Below are 18,318 nucleotides of genomic sequence, written 5' to 3' on the forward strand. Positions count from 1 at the left end.
AACGTTTCTGGGGGGATCCACATTATCGGCGATCCACGCCAGCGCAGGTGTGCGACCAAGGTGGGATGGCAATCGCGCGGCGGCGCCCTCCCTGTTCAGCTTTATCAGGACTTCTGTACCCGCAAGTATTGTTTTGCAGTGCAGCGTGCAACTTGTTCGCCGACCCTAGAAGATCGTCCTGCATCCCGACGTGGGGGAGGGAGCAGAGCCCGCTGGCAGTTCGCTGCAAGCGGGCTTTTTTATGCCCGACACCTTGGGCAGGCCCGGCATAATCCCCTCATGCCGATATCCGCCGACGCCGTCCCCGCCGCCCTCGTTCCCCTGGTTGACCGCGCGCTCGCGCGCCTGGCCCTCTCGCTCACCGACGGCGGCCACTGGCCCCCCTCGGCCGACGTGCTCGACCAGGTACGCCTGCTGGCCATCACCAGCGATTTCGCCATCGATACCCTGTGCCGGCAGCCCGCGCTGCTGTCGCACCTGGCCCAGCCGGACTGCCCGCCGCTGCCGCTTCCCGACCTGGACCCGCAGCAGCCCAGCGACTGGCAGCAGCGCCTGCGCCGCTATCGCACGGCCGCCTCCACCCGCCTGATCTGGCGCGACCTGGCCGGTCTCGACGACGTCCCCGCCACCCTGGCCGGCGCCACCGCCCTGGCCGAAGACTGCCTGGGCATCGGCCTGGCTGCGCTGGAACAGGAATTCGCCGGCCGCCACGGCGTGGTCCGGGCCGCGGATGGCAGCGCCCAGCAACTGGTGGTGTTCGGGCTGGGCAAGCTCGGCGGCGGCGAACTCAACTTCAGTTCCGACGTCGATCTGGTCTACGCCTACCCGCAGGGCGGCGAGTCCGACGGCGCCCGTCCGCTGGCCGCCGAGGAGTACTTCGCGCGGCTCGGCCAGCGCCTGGCCAAGCTGCTCGACGACACCACCGTGGACGGCTTCAGCCACCGCGTGGACCTGCGCCTGCGTCCGTTCGGCAGCGCCGGCCGGGTGGCGCTGTCGTTTGCCGGCATGGACCAGTACTTCCAGCGCGAAGGCCGCGACTGGGAGCGCTACGCCTGGTTGAAGGCGCGCGCGGTCGCCGGCGACATCGCCGCCGGCGAAGCCTGGCTGCAGACCCTGCGGCCGTTCGTGTACCGCCGCTACCTGGACTTCACCGCACTCGACGGCCTGCGCGAGATGAAGGCGGCGATCACTGCCGAAGTGGCGCGGCGCGAGATGTTCGACGACATCAAGCGCGGCCCCGGTGGCATCCGCGAGATCGAATTCCTCGCACAGGCGCTGCAGTTGATCCGCGGCGGCCGCGAAGCCTCGCTGCGCGAGCGCCGCCTGCTGCACGCACTGCCGGCGCTGGTCGCCTGCGGCCAGATGGCCGCGCAGGACGGTGCCGACCTGCTGCAGGCCTACGCCTTCCTGCGCCGCCTGGAAAACCGCCTGCAGATGCTGCGCGATGCACAGACCCACGCACTTCCGGCCGATCCCACCGATCGCCTGCGCATCGCCGTTGGCCTTGGCCATGCAGACTGGGACGCACTGGTCGCCGCGCTGGATGTGCAGCGCCATCGCGTGGCCACCGAGTTCGGCGCGCTGCTGGCCCCGCGCGCCGGCCAGGCCGCCCCCGATGCGCTGGCCAACTACTGGCGCGGCCTGCCCGACGCCGGCACCGCCGACGTGCTGGCCGACGCCGGTTTCCACGACGCCGGGGGTGCCGATCAATCCCTGCGTGATTTCGCCCAGTCGCTCGGCGTGCGCTCGCTGTCCGATGGCGCGCGTGCGCGCCTGGATCGCGTGCTGCCCGCGCTGCTGCATGCGGCCACCGGGTCGCCACATCCGGATGCCGCACTCAAGCGCGTGCTTGGCCTGCTGCAGGCCATCCTGCGCCGCACCAGCTACCTGGCACTGCTCGACGAACAGCCCAGCGCCCTGGCGCGGCTGGTGGACGTGCTGGCGCGCAGTGCCCTGTTGTCCGAGCGGCTGGCGGCGTATCCGCTGCTGCTCGACGAACTGCTCGACGTGCGCGTGTCCGGGCCGATGCCCGATGCCGCCGCGATGCAGGCCGAGTGCGATGCCGCGCTGGCCGTGGACGATCCCGAAGCGGCGCTGCGCCTGCTCAACGAAACCCGCCTGGCGCTCAGTTTCCGCATGGCGATGGCCACCCTCGACGGCCGCCAGCGCGCCGTGGACACCACCCGCCAGCTGGCCGAACTGGCCCAGGCGGTGGTCGTCACCGTGCTGGCGATGGCCGAAGCCGACCTGCGCAACGTGCACGGCAGCATTCCCGGTGGGCGCTTTGCGATCATCGGTTACGGCAGCCTGGGCGGACTGGAGCTGGGCTTCGGCTCGGACCTGGACCTGGTGTTCCTGCACGACCATCCGGCCGCGCTGGACAGCAGCGATGGCGCGCGTCCGCTCGACCCTGGCCGCTGGTACGCGCGTTTGGCGCAGAAGGTGATGGCGCTGCTCGGCGCGGTCACCGCGGGCGGGCGCCTGTACGACATCGACGTGCGCCTGCGCCCGGATGGCGGCAAGGGCACGCTGGTGTCATCGCTGGCCAGTTACACCGAGTACCAGCGCGAACGTGCGTGGACCTGGGAGCACCAGGCGCTGGTACGCGCACGCGGCATCGCCGGCGACGCCAGCCTGCTGGCCGACTTCGACACCGTCCGGGCGCAGACCCTGGGGCGCGACCGCGATCGCGACGTGCTGTACGCCGACGTGGTCAAAATGCGCGGCCGCATGCGCACCGAACTGGACCGCAGCGATGCAGCACGGCTGGACCTGAAGCAGGGCGCGGGCGGCATCGTCGATCTGGAGTTCCTGCTGCAGACCGGCGTGCTCGACAGCGCCGGCAGCCACCCGCAGGTGCTGCAGCCACGCGACACCCCAAGCCTGATCGACGCCCTGGCCGACATCGCCTGGCTGCCCGGCGGCACCCGCAAGGGCCTGCACGCCGCACACGCCGCGCTGTTGGACGTGGGCCTGGCATGCACCCTCGACCGCCGCCCACGATTGGCCGCGCCCACCCCGGCACTGGAAGACGCACGGGTCACCATCAGCGCCGCCTGCGACGCAGCGGGATTGCCCTTCCAGGCGGCGGTGAACGCCGCCGGCTGATGTCGGCGTGCGCGCGGACGGACGGGCGGCACGGATGCGCGGCCGGGAGGGGCGGGCAACACGGGCGCGCGGACGGGGCGGGCGGGCAACACGTGCGCGCGGACGGGGCGGGCGGGCAACACGGGCGCGCGGATGGGGCGGGCGGGCAACACGGGCGCGCGGATGGGGCGGGCGGGCAACACGGGCGCGCGGATGGGGCGGGCGGGCAACACGGGCGCGCGGATGGCGCGGGCGGGCAACACGTGCCCTCGTAGAGCCGGGTTCTACCCGGCTGCTTTTCGCGGCCAACCCCAAGCCGGGCAGAACCCGGCTCTACGCACTGCAGCCGGGTAGAACCCGGCTCTACGCACTGCAGCCGGGTAGAACCCGGCGCAACACAAAGGCAGCCGGGTACAACCCGGCTCTACGATGCGGTGCGCGGGGCCATGCGCCACAGCAACGCGCGGAACGGCGCCAGCAGGAACACGCCGATCGCCAGCTTCACCGCCAGATCGCCGGCCGCCCAGCTCACCCACGGCAGGCTGGACCCGGCAAACGCGATGCTCCAGAAAATCGTCGTGTCCAGCGTCGCGCTGCAGGTGGTGGCCACCATCGGCGCACGCCACCAATGGCCGCGACGCAGGCGGTCGAACACAGTGATGTCCAGCAGCTGCGCGGCGATGAAGGCCAGGCACGACGCCACCGCAATGCGCGGCGTGGCGATCCAGATCGACAGCAGCACCGCCAGCGCGAAACCGGCCCACGCCACCTTGCGCGCAGCCTGCGGGCCGAAGCGGCGGTTGATCAAGTTGCTGACCAGGAACGCCACCGGGTAACTGAACGCGCCCCAGGTCAGCCAATCGTTGATCGGGTACTGCACCAGCACGTTCGAGCCCAGCACCACCGCGCCCATCGCCAGCACCGCCAGCAGCAGCGAGCGCAGGGTCAACGGGGCAAAGGCAATGGCAGAACGCACAGACATGGCGCACCGGGGGCAGTCGGGGAAGGCGCGGATTATCCCGCCTGGGGCGGCGCGGAGCCACCCCGCACCGGTGCCCTTGGTTCAGCTAGAAGCGTTCACTCATGCTCTGGGCGGCCGCATCGCTGGTCGGCAGGAACGCCAGCGCGGTCCCGTCGGCAGCGGCCACTGTCCAACCCGCGCCAATCGGGGTCGGCGTGAAATCCAGCACGTCGCCCACCTTCACGCCGGCCGCCGGGTTGTCGGCCCGTGCCGGCCAGGCCACCACGGCCAGGTCCTGCGGTGCCTGCGGATTCTGCAGGGCCACCTCGTAGCTGCCGTCGGCCTGCTGCTGCACCCGTTCCACGGTCAGCGGCGGCAACGGGCCGGCCCGCGTCGCCTCGCGCTTGGCGCGTTTGCGGCGTGCGGCGGCGTCATGCACCTCGCTCACCCCCAGCGAGCTCAGCCATACCGGCGCGGTGATCACCGCCAGGCTCACCACCGACGTGGTCAGCACGCTGCTGGTGACGGGCGAGGCATGACCGAACTTCTGCGCGGAGGCCGTTGGCGCGGTCGCCATCACCCCCAGCGCCAGCAACGGCGCAACGGCCAGCGGAGCGATCCGTTTCATGCGGCTCACCAGCGCTCACTGGCCTGCGTTGCCGCGGCCTCCGGCGTCGGCAGGAACGCAAGTGCGGCACCGTCTGCGGCGTGCACCGTCCAGCCCGCTCCGGCCTCGGTCGGCGCGAAGTTGAGCACATCGCCCACCTTCAGCCGCGCAGCCGGGTTGTCCGGGCGCGCCGGCCAATCCACCAGCGCGTTCTGCTCGGGCGCCTCGGGGCGCTGCAGCGCCACGTGGTAGCCGCCATCGGGCTGGCGCTCCACGGCCTGCACCGCCATCGGCGGCAGTGCGGCGGCCTTGGCCGGTTTCTCGCGGCGCGCGCTGTTGCTCGCGGCCTTCGAGCCGCCGGCCACCAGCAGCACCGGCGACACCACAATGAACGAGATCGCATACGCGCTCACCACCGCGCTCACTGCCGACTGCTGCTTGCCCGTCAGATTGCCGGCCTGTGCCGGCAGCACCGTCGCCAGGTTCATCCCGAGCACGGCGAGGGCGAGGGCGGATTTGCTCAACAGATGCATGGCAGAACTCCTTGGCACGATGGAACGAAAAGGGTCACGGCTTCGGCGCCGTGATGCCGGCAACGGGAACATGCGCCACCGACAGTTCCTGCTGCAGGCTGCTGCGCAGCTGCAGGAAATCGAAGATCGACTCCACCGTCACCACCGAATAGTTGCCGGAGATGCGCTCGCTGGCCGGGTGGTCGGTGACCGCCGCATTGGGCACGAAGAAGCGCGCACCCAGGCGCTTGGCCACGCCGATGCGCAGCGTGCTGGGCGTATACATATGCCGCTGCAACCATGCCTGCGCCTGGGTGCGGTTGACGATCAGGGTGCGTTCTTCCACCTGCGCCATCGCCGCGCCCAGCACTTCCAGCACCCACTGGTTGGAGTTCTGGTACTCGGTACGGAACGGGTAGGCCACCACGCTGTAGCGCGCTTCGTGCAGGGCACGCGCCTGGATCGCAGGCTGGGTCAGCATCGCCTTGAGCGCGTCGCGCAGCGCCGGCGTGGGTACGCCGATACGCAGGTCGGTATGGCTGGAGGTTTCGCCGATGAAGGTGGCCACCCCCTCGTGGAACAGGTGCGATTCGGCGGTCTTGCACGGATTGAGCAGGTGCACCGCACGCCACTGGCCATCATCTTCCCGCACCAGGAAGGCCACATGGCTGTGGCGCAGCCCGTACTTGCTCAGATCCTGCCCGCCGCGCGCGATCAGCACCACATCCACGCCGTCGAGCGCATCGAGCTGCTCCGTGGTCGCCAGGGCCACATCGAACATCGAGGCCAGCGCCGCCGGGGTGGGAAAACGCTCCACGCACTGCGGCTCGGCCTGCGCGACTGCTGCGGCGCCCATCAGCATCGCGCACAGCAGTGCACGGTGCAGGCGCGCGGTCATCGCGGGTCGGGCGTCATCCATGTGGCGTGTTCTCCAGCGGCACCGTGCCGCCGCGGCATCATACCGGCAGCAACCGCTCCCGCACCTGAGCGGCAATCCGCGCCGTCTCGCGCAGCGGCTCGATGCGGCCATCGGTCTGCCAGTCCAGCCAGCGCGTCTGCAACCGCCCGCGCTCGTGCAGGGCCCGCTGGAACCGCGCCATGCGGCCGTGCGCCTGCGTAGCCAATGCCACGCTTACCGGCATGCGCGTGGCGCAGGCTTCGGACAACAGGTTCACCGAATCGGGCGACACCACCACCCGGTTGGCCCAGCCCAGCAGCCCGGCATACGGATTGACGCCATCGCCCCCGTCGCCCCAGATCACATGCGGCAGATCGGCGAAGGCGCTGCGCAGCGCACCCACCAACGCCACCGGCGTGCGCCGCGACGTGGTCGCCAGCAGGCTGCCGCCCTCGCCACGCACCTGCGCGGCCACCTGCTGGAACACCTGCACCATGTCCGGCTCATGCCAGGGCGCATGCGGGGTGGGGCCACCCACCAGCAGCGCGGTGCGGGGGCCGGGCAGTTCGCTGAAGGAGGCGAACGCGGCGCGGCCGCAGGCCAGCCAGTCGTCGTTGACCGGATTGAGGCTGCCCAGCAGGGTCAGCACATTGCCGCCGCGCAGGGCGTCGTGTTCGGGCACCACCACCAGGTCCCAGTGGCGCGCGCCAATACGCGGGTCGAGGATCTGCACCACCTTGCTGCCGTGGCGCCGCAGTTCGCGCAGCGCCCCGGCGGCCTGCCGGCCGCAGCCGATCGCCAGCGCCGGCGGCGCGTCCGCCAGCGCCGTGAAGGCCTCGCCGTAGCCCTGCGCCATGCCGGGCAGCCAGCGCGGCGCCAGCCAGCGCCACGGTGCGCGCGGGCTGAGTACCAGCGGACGATGCGCCCCCAGCTTCAAGGCCGAGGCCAGGGCCACCGCCTGCCGCACATTGCCGGCACGGCCGTCAGTGATCGTCCAGGGCGGACTCCATCGTTTCACGTATGGCATTAATTCGTTTCAGTCAGGCTGGGTGTTGCAACTGTCACGACACTCTACACTGCCAGCCTTCGCCGATCCGCCACGATTCCACTTTCTGGAGGCTTCATGTCCCACGTACTCAACGATGCTGCGCTCGATCAGTTGTTCCGTACCGCCCGCACCCAGAATGCCTTCCTCGACACGCCCGTCGAAGAGAGCCAGCTGCAGGCCCTGTACGAGCTGCTGAAGTGGGGCCCCACGGCCGCCAACTCGAGCCCGGCGCGCTTTGTGTTCGTGACCTCGCCCGAAGCCAAGGCCAAGCTCGCCCCGGCGCTGTCCGAAGGCAACCATGACAAGACCCTGGCCGCCCCGGTCACCGTCATCATCGCCTTCGACGAAGACTTCCACGAGAAGCTGCCCTACCTGTTCCCGCACGCCGACGCCAAGGCCTGGTTCGACGGCCCGCGCGAAGGCCGCACCGAGTCTGCGTTCCGCAACGGCAGCCTGCAGGGCGCCTACCTGATCCTGGCCGCCCGCGCGCTGGGTCTGGACGCCGGCCCGATGTCCGGTTTCGACCCGGCCAAGGTCGATGAGGCCTTCTTCAAGGGCACCACCATCAAGTCGAATTTCCTCGTCAATCTGGGGTACGGTGACCCGTCGGGCCTGTTCCCGCGCCTGCCGCGCCTGTCCTTCGACGAAGCGGCCCGCATCGAGTAAGCGTTTCCGCTGGATATTGCCCGTCCGTGCGGACGGGTGGTTGCACTGCTTTCTTCCCTTCGCATCCGAGAGAGACCTGACATGACCGTGACCCGCAAACTGCTCCTGCCGTTGGCCCTGACCCTGGCCATTGCCGCCTGCTCCAAGCCGGCCGACGAAGCCGCTGCCCCGGCCGCTGCCGCTGCCGAAACCACCACCCCGGCTGCCGATGCCGCCGCTGCCGCGCCGGCCGCCGAAGCCATCCAGATCGCGTCGGGCACCTACAAGCTCGACCCGACCCACACCGACGTACTGGTGCAGTGGAGCCACTTCGGCTTCTCGCACCCGAGCGCCCACTTCGGCGCTGCCGAAGGCACCCTGGTGTACGACGCGGCTGACGTCACCAAGTCCACCGTGGAAGTGAAGCTGCCGCTGACCGGCCTCAACAGCTTCACCGCCAAGTTCGACGAGCACCTGAAGAGCGCCGATTTCTTCGACGCCGCCAAGTTCCCGGCCGCCACCTTCAAGAGCACCAAGGTCGAAGCAGCCGGCACCAACAAGCTGACCGTCACCGGCGACCTGACCATCAAGGACATCACCAAGCCGGTGACTCTGGATGTCACCATCAACGGCGGCGGCGAGCACCCGATGGCCAAGGTGCCGGCGGCTGGCTTCGACGCCACCACCACCATCAAGCGCAGCGATTTCGGCGTGGGCGCATACGCCCCGAACGTCAGCGATGAAGTGACCATCCGCATCACCACCGAAGCCACCGGCGAAAAGCCGGCCGCGTGATCCATCCTCACTCGTCGTGAGATGCAGAAAGCCCGCCGCAAGGCGGGCTTTTTGTTGAAAACGACACCGCCCCGATCGCGCCACGCACCACAGCCCCGTAGAGCCGAGCTCTGCTCGGCTGCTCTCCGCACCGCAATCGATGCCCTCTCATCGCACCCCACACAGCAGCCCCGTAGAGCCGAGCTCTGCCCGGCTGCTCTCCGCACCGCAATCGATAGCCTCTCATCGCACCACGCACCACAGCCCCGTAGAGCCGAGCTCTGCTCGGCTGTTCTCCGCACCGCAATCGATACCCCCTAATCGCGCCACACACCACAGCCGGGTAGAACCCGGCTCTACAATGAGCGCTGCATTTCGCAATCAAGGACGCCTACGTGCAAGACGCACAGTATTGGATGTTGGAATTCTGGACCGGCCTCAGCCTGCTCGACCTGATCGGCGGCGCGGTCCTCGGCACATTGATCGGCCTGCTGCTCGGCATCGCCACCTGGTTCGCCCTGCGTCGCCGCCGCTGGCTCGCACGCGAGCGGCGTTGGCACCATTGGCTGATCGCCAGCTACGTCGTGGTACTGCCGCTGTTCTTCGCCTTCACCGGCCTGCAGCTCGGCTTCGCCGCGGGCGCGCAGCGCGCGCTCTACAAGCAGATCGACCACTTCCAGCCGCACCTGCAGACCCTCGTCGGCGGTTGGCAGCAGGAGTTCGAGCGTTCGCTCGACGACCAGTCCCTGGCCGCGCTCATGCGCAGCGATGCCACCGTGCACGAGGTTGCACGCGATGCCGTCGATGCCTACCTCGTCAACCATCCGCTGCCTGGCGCCGAATACCTGCAGGGCGAGGGCTGGGTCATGCGCTGGACGCGCAGCGGCCTGCAGCGCCTGCGTGGCGCACTGATGTCCGAGTGGGTGGAAGACAGCCTGGCCAAGCAGGCCGGCCGTACCGGCGTGGACAAGGCCGTATTCCGCGAAGCCCTCGGCATGCGCATGAACGAGCTCCTCCACACCCAGGGGGTAATCCGCCTGCTCAAGGCGCAGCTCACCTCCATGATGCCCGGCCTCTACCTGGGCCTGCTGCTGCCGTTGCTCATCGTAATGGCCTTGGTGCTGCTCGAGATATGGCTGGCCCACCGCTTCAACTGGCGCCGCGCCGCAACAGCCACGACGACCCCGACGACTCCGACGACTCCGACGACCCCGTAGAGCCGAGCTCTGCTCGGCTGCTGTCCGTTCCGGCACCGATAGCCTCATCGCGCTACGCGCGACAGCCGGGCAGAGCCCGGCTCTACGGTTCCGGCACCGATATCCCCGCCGCGCCCCTTGGTAGAGCCGACCGTTGGTCGGCTGCCGTCCGTTCCGGCACCGATATCCTTCGCCGACACCGATACCCTTCGTCGCGCTACGCGCGACAGCCGGGCAGAGCCCGGCTCTACGGTTCCGGCACCGATATCTCCGCCGCGCCACTGGGTAGAGCCGACCGTTGGTCGGCTGCCGTTCGTTCCGACACCGATACCCTTCGTCGCGCTACGCGCGACAGCCGGGCAGAGCCCGGCTCTACAGGTGCGGTGCCGATAGCCCCCGCCTCACACCAACGCCGCAGCCACCTTGCCCAGCCACAGCGTCGTGAAATCGGTCGGCGTGCGCCGTGCCGGGGCGGTCATTCCGCTGTCGCGCAGGAACGCATGGGTGGCCTGCGCGTAGTTCTGGCGCGCGATCAGCGCCGCCTGCTTCACCGTTGCCTGCTGCTTGCGCAGCTGCACGATCTGCAGGCTCGGTTTTCCGGGAAGCGCGTACTTCTGATAACGGCGCAGCTCATCGGCCACCAGCCCGATATCGGCATTGGCTTTCACCAGCGCCAGCTGCGACTGCGCCAGCGGCACCAGCGCTGCACGCAGCGGTGCCACGTTGCCATTCACCGACGGCACCAGCGCCACCAGTGCGGCGTCCAGCGGGGCGTCGGCGCGCTCGGCACGGTCGATCAGGTCGGCCAGTGCCGAAAGAGAAACTGCTTGCATGGAAAGGCACCGGCCCAAAACGCGATTGTCGCATTCGCAGCCGGTGCCCGTCGCGGCTCAGTCGCCGTCGTGCTCGTCGGCGTGGGCCTTCCAGTAGCCGGTCGAGCGGATCCACTCCTTCGGCACCCCCAGGTGACCCTCGATGTACTTGCGCATCATCCGGGCCCGGCGCGATTCGGCCGCGATCCAGTAGAACGTGTCGCCGTCCGGTGCCTCGAAATCGGTCAGCACGTCTTCCAGCAACGTACTGCTGACCGCATCGAAGCCATTGCGCTCCAGCCACGACACCCGGATCCGGTCGTCCTCCGGCAGCTCCTGGCGGTCGCCGGATTCAGGAATCTCGATATACACATCTGCCTGCGCCTCCTCCGGCAGCGTCTCCAACCAGCGGCCGATCGCCGGCAGCGCGGTCTCATCGCCAATCAGCACATACGTGTCGAAATCCCGCGCCGTCATGTGCGAGCCGCGCGGTCCGCCCACGGCGATCGCATCGCCCGGCTGCGCATTGGCCGCCCAGCTCGACGCCACCCCGTGCCCGTGCATCACAAAGTCCAGCGCCAGCTCCCCGGCCTCCAGGTCCCACCAGCGCGGCGTGTAGTCGCGTGCCGGCGACGGCACCTGCCCTTCCGGGTAGCGCGGGCCTTCCGGCGTCATCGTCGGCACCACGAACTGGCCGTCCGCATTGGGGAAGAACAGCTTCACGTGGTCATCCGGCGACGGCGAATCGAAGCCGTCCAGCGCCTCGCCGCCCACGATCACCCGGCGCATGCACGGGCTGATTTCCTCGGTGCGCAGCACCTGCAGCGGGCGGAACTTCACGGTATGACGGAGCAGTCGGTGTTCATGCAGAGCCATCGGAGCAATCCTGTTTCGGTGCCGCAGCGGCGGCGAAGGGGAGGGTGGACCTGGCGGGCGGGGGCTGGCTGGGTCGTAAAAGTAGAAGGGGGTCAGCGCGCCTGTGCGCGCACCCGTGCGGCGGCCTCACGCAGGGCCTGCGCCACCTCGGCGGCGCGGTCGTCCTGCCAGCGCCCGTGGCACAGGCCGAGCGCATGCTTCAGCTCGCGCAGCGCCTCGCGTACCACCGGCGGCAGGTTGGCCTTGGTGATCGCCCGCGCGCTGTGGCGCACGCGCTGCAACGCTGCGTCCACCTCCTCGCGCTCGGCGGCCAGGTGGGTCTGGCCCAAGGCGCTCAGGCGATACCGCCGGCGTCCGCCATCCTCCACCGCGTTCACCCAGCCGGCCGCCTCGAACTGCGCCAGCACCGGGTAGATCGAGCCCGCGCTCGGCGTATAGGCGCGCACGAACATCTCGCTGATCAGCTGGATCAGCTCGTAGCCGTGGCGCGGCTGCTCCGCCAGCAGCGACAGCACCAGCAGGCGCAGGTCGCCGCGGCTGAGGGGCCGGGCGGTCAGCGGGCGGGCAGGGCGGTCGAGATCGCGGGCAGAGGTCATTTCGATATATCGAATGAAGTAACGGAACGATATATCGAAAACCTTCGGCAAGCCAGCAGCGGCCCACGCACGGCAGGGATGCGTTCAGCTCATTCCACCGTGTGACGGTGCGTGTGCCTGATGGAACAGTGGGCTGGGGCCGCCGACCACACGCAAGGTTCCACGGCCGCCACCACTGCCCCATGCGCCCGTCGAACGGCCCGCCCCCTCCCGCCGCACCCCTGAAATACAGCCATTCCCCGGGCCCGGCTTGTCCAGCGGTGTCCCCCCGTCGCCGCCGTGTCATCGCGCTCGCCGATGCTCAGCATGCGTGTGGAACCTGCTTGCCGCCCTCCGCGCGCTGTCGCGCACTGTCCGCCAGGACAGCCCCGCGCCCTTCCATACGCAGGCGTAGCGAAGTGCGCAAAGCCTATCGTGCGCTACACTTTGCGGCTAGAAATCTAAAACAGTCGCGCGCGTGCGTGCGGTCATGGGAGCGCAAATGAACTGGTTGAACGAGGTGCTGAACAACGACCCGAATCCTGTGGAAACCCAGGAATGGATCGAGTCGCTGAAGGCCGTTATTGATGTCGAGGGCCCCGAGCGCGCGCATCAACTGTTGGAAGGCATGGTGGAACTGACCCGTCGTTCGGGCGCCTACCTGCCGTTCTCTCCCACCACCGAATACGTGAACACCATCGCGCCGACCCTGGAGGCCAAGAGCCCGGGCAACGCCGAACTGGAATGGCGCATTCGTTCCATCATCCGCTGGAACGCGATGGCCACCGTGGTGCGCGCCAACCGCAAGCCGGGCGACCTGGGTGGCCACATCGCCAGCTTCGCCTCCGGTGCCACGCTGTACGACGTGGGCTTCAACCACTTCTGGCGCGCCCCGAGCGAAAACCACCCGGGCGACCTGCTCTTCATCCAGGGCCACAGCGCCCCGGGCATTTACGCCCGCGCGTTCCTGGAAGGCCGCATCGACGAGCAGCAGCTCGACAAGTTCCGCATGGAAGTGGACGGCGGTGGCCTCTCCAGCTACCCGCACCCGTGGCTGATGCCGGACTTCTGGCAGACCCCCACCGTGTCGATGGGCCTGGGCCCGCTGGCCGCCATCTACCAGGCGCAGTTCATGCGTTACCTGGAAAACCGTGGCCTGATCGAGAAGTCCGACCGCAAGGTGTGGTGCTTCATCGGCGACGGCGAGAGCGACGAGCCGGAAACCCTCGGCGCCATCGCGCTGGCCGGCCGTGAAGGCCTGGACAACCTGATCTTCGTGGTCAACTGCAACCTGCAGCGCCTCGACGGCCCGGTGCGCGGCAACGGCAAGATCATCCAGGAACTGGAAGGCGTGTTCCGTGGCGGCGGCTGGAATGTCATCAAGCTGCTGTGGGGCGGTTACTGGGATGCCCTGCTGGCCAAGGACACCAACGGCGTCCTGCGCAAGCTGATGATGGAAACCGTCGACGGCGAATACCAGAACTGCAAGGCCTTCGGCGGCGCGTACACGCGCGAACATTTCTTCGGCAAGTACCCGGAAACCGCTGCGATGGTGGCCGGCCTGTCCGACGACGACATCTGGCGCCTCAACCGTGGTGGCCACGACCCGCACAAGGTGTACGCCGCCTACCACCAGGCCGTGAACACCAAGGGCATGCCGACCGTGATCCTGGCCAAGACGGTCAAGGGCTACGGCATGGGCAGCGCCGGCGAGGCGCTCAACCCCACCCACCAGACCAAGAAGCTGGACGACGAAGCCGTCAAGCACTTCCGCGACCGCTTCAACATCCCGGTGACCGACGCACAGCTGGCCGATGGCCAGGTGCCGTTCTACCACCCGGGCCCGGATTCGCCGGAAGTGCAGTACCTGCAGGAGCGTCGCGCCTCGCTGGGCGGCTACCTGCCGCAGCGTCGCCGCAAGGCCACCAAGAGCTTCAACGCACCGAAGCTGGAAACCTACGAGCGCCTGCTCAAGAGCAGCGGCGAGCGCAGCTACTCCACCACGATGGCCTTCGTGCAGAGCCTGAACATCACCCTGCGCGACAAGGAACTGGGCCCGCACATCGTGCCGATCGTGGCCGACGAAGCCCGTACCTTCGGTATGGAAGGCCTGTTCCGCCAGATCGGCATCTACGCGCCGTTCGGCCAGAAGTACAAGCCGGTCGACGCCGACCAGCTCATGTTCTACCGCGAAGACCAGAGCGGCCAGGTGCTGCAGCAGGGCATCAGCGAGCCGGGCGCCATCAGCTCCTGGATGGCGGCCGGTACCAGCTACTCGGTCTCCAACGTGCCGATGCTGCCGTTCTACATCTACTACTCGATGTTCGGCTTCCAGCGCGTGGGCGACATCGCCTGGCAGGCAGCGGACATGCGTACCCGCGGCTTCCTGCTCGGCGGCACCGCCGGCCGCACCACGCTGAACGGTGAAGGCCTGCAGCACGAAGACGGCCACAGCCACCTGTTCGCCGGCGGCATTCCCAACGTTCGCAGCTACGACCCGACCTTCGGTTACGAAGTGACGGTGATCCTCCAGCACGGCACCAAGGCCATGATGGAAGACCAGATCGATGAGTACTACTACATCACCCTGATGAACGAAAACTACACCCACCCGGAAATGCCGGAAGGTGCAGCGGACTCCATCGTGAAGGGCATGTACCTGCTCACCGACGCCGGCAAGCCGAAGAAGGGCGAGCTGCGCGTGCAGCTGCTGGGTTCGGGCACCATCCTGCGCGAAGCCATTGAAGCGGCCGCGCTGCTGGAGAAGGATTTCGGCGTCACCGCCGACATCTGGAGCTGCCCGAGCTTCAACGAACTGCGCCGCGATGGTTTTGACGCCGAGCGTTGGAACCGCCTGCACCCGGAAGCCGACCAGCGCGTGCCGTTCGTGACGCAGCTGCTGGAAGGCCGCCAGGGCCCGGCAATTGCGGCCACCGACTACGTGCGTGCGTATGCGGACCAGATCCGCGCCTTCGTGCCGATGTCCTACACCGCCCTGGGCACCGACGGCTTCGGCCGCTCGGACACCCGCGCCAACCTGCGTCGCTTCTTCGAGGTTGACCGGTACTACATCGCGCACGCCGCGATTGCAGCGCTGGCCAAGGAAGGGAAGATGACCGGGAAGGATGTGGCTCGGGCGATCAAGCAGTACAAGATTGATCCTGAGAAGGCGAATCCTGTCGGGGTTTGATCTAGATAGACTTTAGGAAGGGGCAGCTTAGGCTGCCCTTTCTTTTCTCAGGGAGAGACTGATGGGTAACATGGAGTTCATTGAGCTGTCTGAGTTGTATCTGGCTTATAAGAAGGCCAAGTCAGATGCGTTCTTCGAGTCAATTCACTTCGACGCGCTTGCCTTCTCGCGTTACGAAGATCGTCTTCATAGTAATCTAGTTAAGCTACACAAGGCGCTTACCGCGGGCACGTGGTGGCGAGATGCCTCCAAGATGGGTGGCTACCTATTCGCCCCTAAGAGCATCTCAAAGCCTGACGCTAACCTAGAACGCCAGCTTCACTTCTCCACATTGGATCCCTGTGAGGACTGGCGGAGTAGCTACCAGGGTGCCGCCAGAAAGCCCAAGGCAGAGTTCCGACTTGTGATGTCGGCATCGGTGGACTATCAGGTTGTCAGTGCGCTCTGGATACTCAAAGTCGGCCACATCTTCGAGGCGACTCTCGATAAGCACCTGAGTTATGGGAATCGTCTCCGTCGACACTCCTCGTGGCGAGATCCAATGGGGGAGGGAAGTATCAATAGAGACTCCCTTGGGCTCTTTTCCCCTTACTTCAGCGCCTATCAGGCTTGGCGAGAGAAAGGGCTCGCTGCAATACGAACTGCGGCCGCCGCCGGGAAGACCGTAATCGCTGCGACAATGGATGCGAGACGCTATTACCATAATGTCTCCCCGGAGTTCCTGTTGCGACCAGAGTACTTAAAGGCACTCAATCTGCAATTGACAGACGACCAGGTCAAGTTCACAAGGGTCTTCATCAATAGCTTGAATGAGTGGTACAGAACCACGCCTGATTACGCGGATAGACCGGAAGGCGCGCTACCGGTCGGCTTGTCTGCTTCCAAGGTTATTGCGAATGTGGCGCTTTCAGAATTTGACAGGAAAATTCTGAAAACGCTCAACCCCGAGTACTACGGTCGATATGTAGATGATATCTTCATTGTTGTGGAGTCCCCTGTGGGGATTGGGTCTTCAACCGAATTTTTCGCATGGATGTGTGAAAAGTTCGGCGACGGCCTGAGTTTCGATTCGGAAAGCTCTGTGACGAGGTATTCCCCGGCATATCTCCTGGACAGTCGAGTGGAGTTTTCCCAGGATAAGCAGAAGGTTTTCCGTGTTTCCGGCAACTTTGGACTCGACCTCGTCGGCCAGATTGAGCAGCAAATCAGGCGTAGATCGAGCGAATATCGCCTTCTTCCCATTCTTCCTGAAAGCACCGAGGGTATGCTTGTTAGGGCTCTGCTGACTTCATCGGATGCCAGCCTTGAGGCCGACGCACTGAGGAAAACAGACGCTGTTTCAATCAGGCGGCTAGGCTTCGCCATGCTCCTCGGTGACGTGGAAGCGCACGCACGCGATCTCAGTCCTGCAAGTTGGCGCAAGGCAAGAAACATATTTTATGGAATCGTTGAGAGGTATGTAGTCACTCCTGCGGGCATCTTCGACTATTTCAACTATATAGTGAGAGTGATCGGACTCGCGGTCGCCTGTGGAGACATGGCTCGTGCCTCCTCGATCGTGGAGAAGTTTGGATCGACAGTCAGGCTGTTGCGCGAAACGGTCGATTACGATCCCAACAAGCTGGATCGAATGGTGCAGCTTTACGCGCGCAATCTATTTCAGGTGTCGCTGCAGTCGTCGACTCTTCAGGGCTTTAAGTTCAGTCCCTCTTACATAGCGTTGATGCGGAAGATCAAGAAGATTAGCGAGATCCGTACGCCGAACCCATCCAAGACGCCGTTGAAAGAGGCATCGCAGAGGCTGCTCTTCGCGGACATGGGGCGGCGTCCTTACAAAGAGCTATGGATCAATCACCCTGGTACGAAGAGTCCAAGATCGCCGCGCGTTCCAGCTGATTTGGCAATCCAACGTGAGCTGAGACTTGGCGGACTCCGACGATTTACGGACTTCGCGGAGCGGGACTATCGAAAGATTTACTGGCCCGGTGTGGCGTTTGCGACGCGACCTTTGACCGCACAGGAGATTACTACTGTTGCCCCAAGGTTGCTCCAATCTTCGGTCCTACTTAGAAGCGCTTTGTTTGCTCTCAGGGGCGCGAGAACTAAAGGCCGAGGTGCCCCTTCGATGGTCAGCGTCAAGGACAGGTCCTCGCAGGTGCTTATCTCAGTACCCAACAAAGCATCAAGCACGGTACGAATTGCGATTGTTAGCTATCTTACGGAACAAAGCGACTGGGATTCTGCGTTAATCGGGCGTCCGAACAGAACGTTGGAGCGCTACAAGCGATTCAATAGGGTTATAAACGGGATACTCTCAAATGATACCCGCGTGGACTATGTTGTGTTCCCTGAGGCCTCTGTACCCAGAAGGTGGGCGTTCAGTGCAGCTAACAAGCTCGCAAAGAATGGCGTTTCATTTCTTGCCGGACTTGAGAACCAAGCTCCCACTGGGGCCTACTATAACGATGCGATTGTGTCGCTGCAGACTAGTTGGCCAGGTTACAGCACGAGCCTGACGTACATCCAGCCGAAAATTCATCCCGCTCACGAAGAGAGGAGGGCGCTTGATAGTGTTGGGCGCGCTCTACGCTCTGTCGACTTGCCCAAGGCGAGGCCGATATACAAGCATGGTTCCCACTTCTTCGGTGTTCTGATCTGCAGCGACCTGACGAATATCGACAATAGAAGATCATTCCAAGGGCACGTCGATACGCTGATCGCGCTTGAATGGAATAGAGATATCAACTCATTCTCATCGCTAGTCGAGGCTGCGGCGCAGGACCTCCATGCATATGTAGTTCAGGTCAATAGCAGGCAGTATGGTGACAGCCGAGTGCGTGCTCCGGCTGTGGAGAGCTACAACCGTGACGTCGTTCAGGTGCGGGGCGGGGATGACGACTACTTCGTGATCGCGCCACTCGACATCAGTAGCATCAAGGCGTTTCATCAGGCCCGAGGCAAGGTGCCAAACGGGGCGCCGAAGTACTGGAAGCCACTGCCGATCGGATTCGAGATATCTAGGGAGCGAAAGGCCTCAGCAAAGAGAGCGAGCTCTAGGTCAAAAATGGAAGGAGATGAAAAGTAGGTGCAATGAGCCGTCGGTAGGTGTTCACCGGCGGGGGGCTGCACCCACGTTA

General features: G+C 66.0%; 14 protein-coding genes. 6 read left to right on the forward strand and 8 right to left on the reverse strand.

All coding sequences use genetic code 11. From position 1 onward, the window contains the following. Positions 1-279: 279 nt before the first annotated feature. The gene (gene glnE, locus ACLB90_RS11825) at positions 280-3,108 is read left to right on the forward strand and encodes a bifunctional [glutamate--ammonia ligase]-adenylyl-L-tyrosine phosphorylase/[glutamate--ammonia-ligase] adenylyltransferase (protein ID WP_411849676.1); all 2,829 of its coding nucleotides are present in this window, start codon (positions 280-282) and stop codon (positions 3,106-3,108) included. 403 nt (positions 3,109-3,511) lie between these two features. On the opposite strand, the gene ACLB90_RS11830 is transcribed toward glnE, so the two are convergent. From ACLB90_RS11830 to ACLB90_RS11850, 5 genes are all read right to left on the reverse strand, one after another. Next, positions 3,512-4,069, reverse strand: coding sequence for a queuosine precursor transporter (locus ACLB90_RS11830; protein WP_411849677.1), 558 nt, complete (start codon positions 4,067-4,069; stop codon positions 3,512-3,514). A gap of 85 nt (positions 4,070-4,154) precedes the next feature. Then, positions 4,155-4,676 (reverse strand): hypothetical protein, encoded by a 522-nt coding sequence (locus ACLB90_RS11835; protein ID WP_411849678.1) that lies wholly within the window; start codon positions 4,674-4,676, stop codon positions 4,155-4,157. Between the two features lie 5 nt (positions 4,677-4,681). Next, the gene (locus ACLB90_RS11840; RefSeq protein ID WP_411849679.1) at positions 4,682-5,188 is read right to left on the reverse strand and encodes a hypothetical protein; all 507 of its coding nucleotides are present in this window, start codon (positions 5,186-5,188) and stop codon (positions 4,682-4,684) included. 34 nt (positions 5,189-5,222) lie between these two features. Continuing rightward, positions 5,223-6,086, reverse strand: a complete 864-nt coding sequence (locus ACLB90_RS11845) for a DUF2145 domain-containing protein (RefSeq protein WP_411849680.1) — start codon at positions 6,084-6,086, stop codon at positions 5,223-5,225. Between the two features lie 37 nt (positions 6,087-6,123). Then, positions 6,124-7,092: a mitochondrial fission ELM1 family protein gene (locus ACLB90_RS11850; protein ID WP_411849681.1), complete on the reverse strand. Its 969-nt coding sequence runs from the start codon at positions 7,090-7,092 to the stop codon at positions 6,124-6,126. A gap of 96 nt (positions 7,093-7,188) precedes the next feature. Between ACLB90_RS11850 and ACLB90_RS11855 the strand changes: the two genes are divergently transcribed. From ACLB90_RS11855 to ACLB90_RS11865, 3 genes are all read left to right on the forward strand, one after another. After that, positions 7,189-7,779, forward strand: a complete 591-nt coding sequence (locus ACLB90_RS11855) for a malonic semialdehyde reductase (RefSeq protein ID WP_411849682.1) — start codon at positions 7,189-7,191, stop codon at positions 7,777-7,779. Between the two features lie 81 nt (positions 7,780-7,860). Continuing rightward, positions 7,861-8,553: a YceI family protein gene (locus tag ACLB90_RS11860; RefSeq protein ID WP_411849683.1), complete on the forward strand. Its 693-nt coding sequence runs from the start codon at positions 7,861-7,863 to the stop codon at positions 8,551-8,553. 395 nt (positions 8,554-8,948) lie between these two features. Next, on the forward strand, positions 8,949-9,749 hold the full coding sequence (locus ACLB90_RS11865) for a hypothetical protein (RefSeq protein WP_411849684.1): 801 nt from the start codon (positions 8,949-8,951) through the stop codon (positions 9,747-9,749). 380 nt (positions 9,750-10,129) lie between these two features. On the opposite strand, the gene ACLB90_RS11870 is transcribed toward ACLB90_RS11865, so the two are convergent. The 3 genes from ACLB90_RS11870 to ACLB90_RS11880 all read right to left on the reverse strand — a co-directional run bounded on the left by ACLB90_RS11870 (position 10,130) and on the right by ACLB90_RS11880 (position 12,012). Further along, positions 10,130-10,561 carry a hypothetical protein gene (locus ACLB90_RS11870; RefSeq protein WP_411849685.1) on the reverse strand — a complete coding sequence of 144 codons (432 nt, stop codon included), beginning with the start codon at positions 10,559-10,561 and terminating at the stop codon, positions 10,130-10,132. A 57-nt stretch (positions 10,562-10,618) separates the two neighbouring features. Continuing rightward, positions 10,619-11,416, reverse strand: a complete 798-nt coding sequence (locus ACLB90_RS11875; protein ID WP_411849686.1) for a siderophore-interacting protein — start codon at positions 11,414-11,416, stop codon at positions 10,619-10,621. A 92-nt stretch (positions 11,417-11,508) separates the two neighbouring features. Next, positions 11,509-12,012: a PadR family transcriptional regulator gene (locus ACLB90_RS11880; RefSeq protein ID WP_411849687.1), complete on the reverse strand. Its 504-nt coding sequence runs from the start codon at positions 12,010-12,012 to the stop codon at positions 11,509-11,511. A gap of 481 nt (positions 12,013-12,493) precedes the next feature. Here ACLB90_RS11880 and aceE point away from each other — a divergent pair, with 481 nt between their 5' ends. Then, complete coding sequence (gene aceE, locus ACLB90_RS11885) at positions 12,494-15,181, forward strand: pyruvate dehydrogenase (acetyl-transferring), homodimeric type (RefSeq protein ID WP_411849688.1); 2,688 nt, start codon at positions 12,494-12,496, stop codon at positions 15,179-15,181. A 61-nt stretch (positions 15,182-15,242) separates the two neighbouring features. Then, on the forward strand, positions 15,243-18,266 hold the full coding sequence (locus ACLB90_RS11890; RefSeq protein ID WP_411849689.1) for a hypothetical protein: 3,024 nt from the start codon (positions 15,243-15,245) through the stop codon (positions 18,264-18,266). The last annotated feature ends 52 nt before the right edge of the window (positions 18,267-18,318 follow it).

This window comes from Stenotrophomonas sp. LGBM10, assembly GCF_046736075.1.
In the GTDB taxonomy this organism is placed as follows: domain Bacteria; phylum Pseudomonadota; class Gammaproteobacteria; order Xanthomonadales; family Xanthomonadaceae; genus Stenotrophomonas.

Bases quoted from the DNA above. Each gene is read 5' to 3' on its own strand.
- glnE (WP_411849676.1), top strand. From the start codon at position 280: ATGCCGATATCCGCCGACGCCGTCCCCGCCGCCCTCGTTCCCCTGGTT.
- ACLB90_RS11830 (WP_411849677.1), bottom strand. From the start codon at position 4,069: ATGTCTGTGCGTTCTGCCATTGCCTTTGCCCCGTTGACCCTGCGCTCG.
- ACLB90_RS11835 (WP_411849678.1), bottom strand. From the start codon at position 4,676: ATGAAACGGATCGCTCCGCTGGCCGTTGCGCCGTTGCTGGCGCTGGGG.
- ACLB90_RS11840 (WP_411849679.1), bottom strand. From the start codon at position 5,188: ATGCATCTGTTGAGCAAATCCGCCCTCGCCCTCGCCGTGCTCGGGATG.
- ACLB90_RS11845 (WP_411849680.1), bottom strand. From the start codon at position 6,086: ATGGATGACGCCCGACCCGCGATGACCGCGCGCCTGCACCGTGCACTG.
- ACLB90_RS11850 (WP_411849681.1), bottom strand. From the start codon at position 7,092: ATGCCATACGTGAAACGATGGAGTCCGCCCTGGACGATCACTGACGGC.
- ACLB90_RS11855 (WP_411849682.1), top strand. From the start codon at position 7,189: ATGTCCCACGTACTCAACGATGCTGCGCTCGATCAGTTGTTCCGTACC.
- ACLB90_RS11860 (WP_411849683.1), top strand. From the start codon at position 7,861: ATGACCGTGACCCGCAAACTGCTCCTGCCGTTGGCCCTGACCCTGGCC.
- ACLB90_RS11865 (WP_411849684.1), top strand. From the start codon at position 8,949: ATGTTGGAATTCTGGACCGGCCTCAGCCTGCTCGACCTGATCGGCGGC.
- ACLB90_RS11870 (WP_411849685.1), bottom strand. From the start codon at position 10,561: ATGCAAGCAGTTTCTCTTTCGGCACTGGCCGACCTGATCGACCGTGCC.
- ACLB90_RS11875 (WP_411849686.1), bottom strand. From the start codon at position 11,416: ATGGCTCTGCATGAACACCGACTGCTCCGTCATACCGTGAAGTTCCGC.
- ACLB90_RS11880 (WP_411849687.1), bottom strand. From the start codon at position 12,012: ATGACCTCTGCCCGCGATCTCGACCGCCCTGCCCGCCCGCTGACCGCC.
- aceE (WP_411849688.1), top strand. From the start codon at position 12,494: ATGAACTGGTTGAACGAGGTGCTGAACAACGACCCGAATCCTGTGGAA.
- ACLB90_RS11890 (WP_411849689.1), top strand. From the start codon at position 15,243: ATGGGTAACATGGAGTTCATTGAGCTGTCTGAGTTGTATCTGGCTTAT.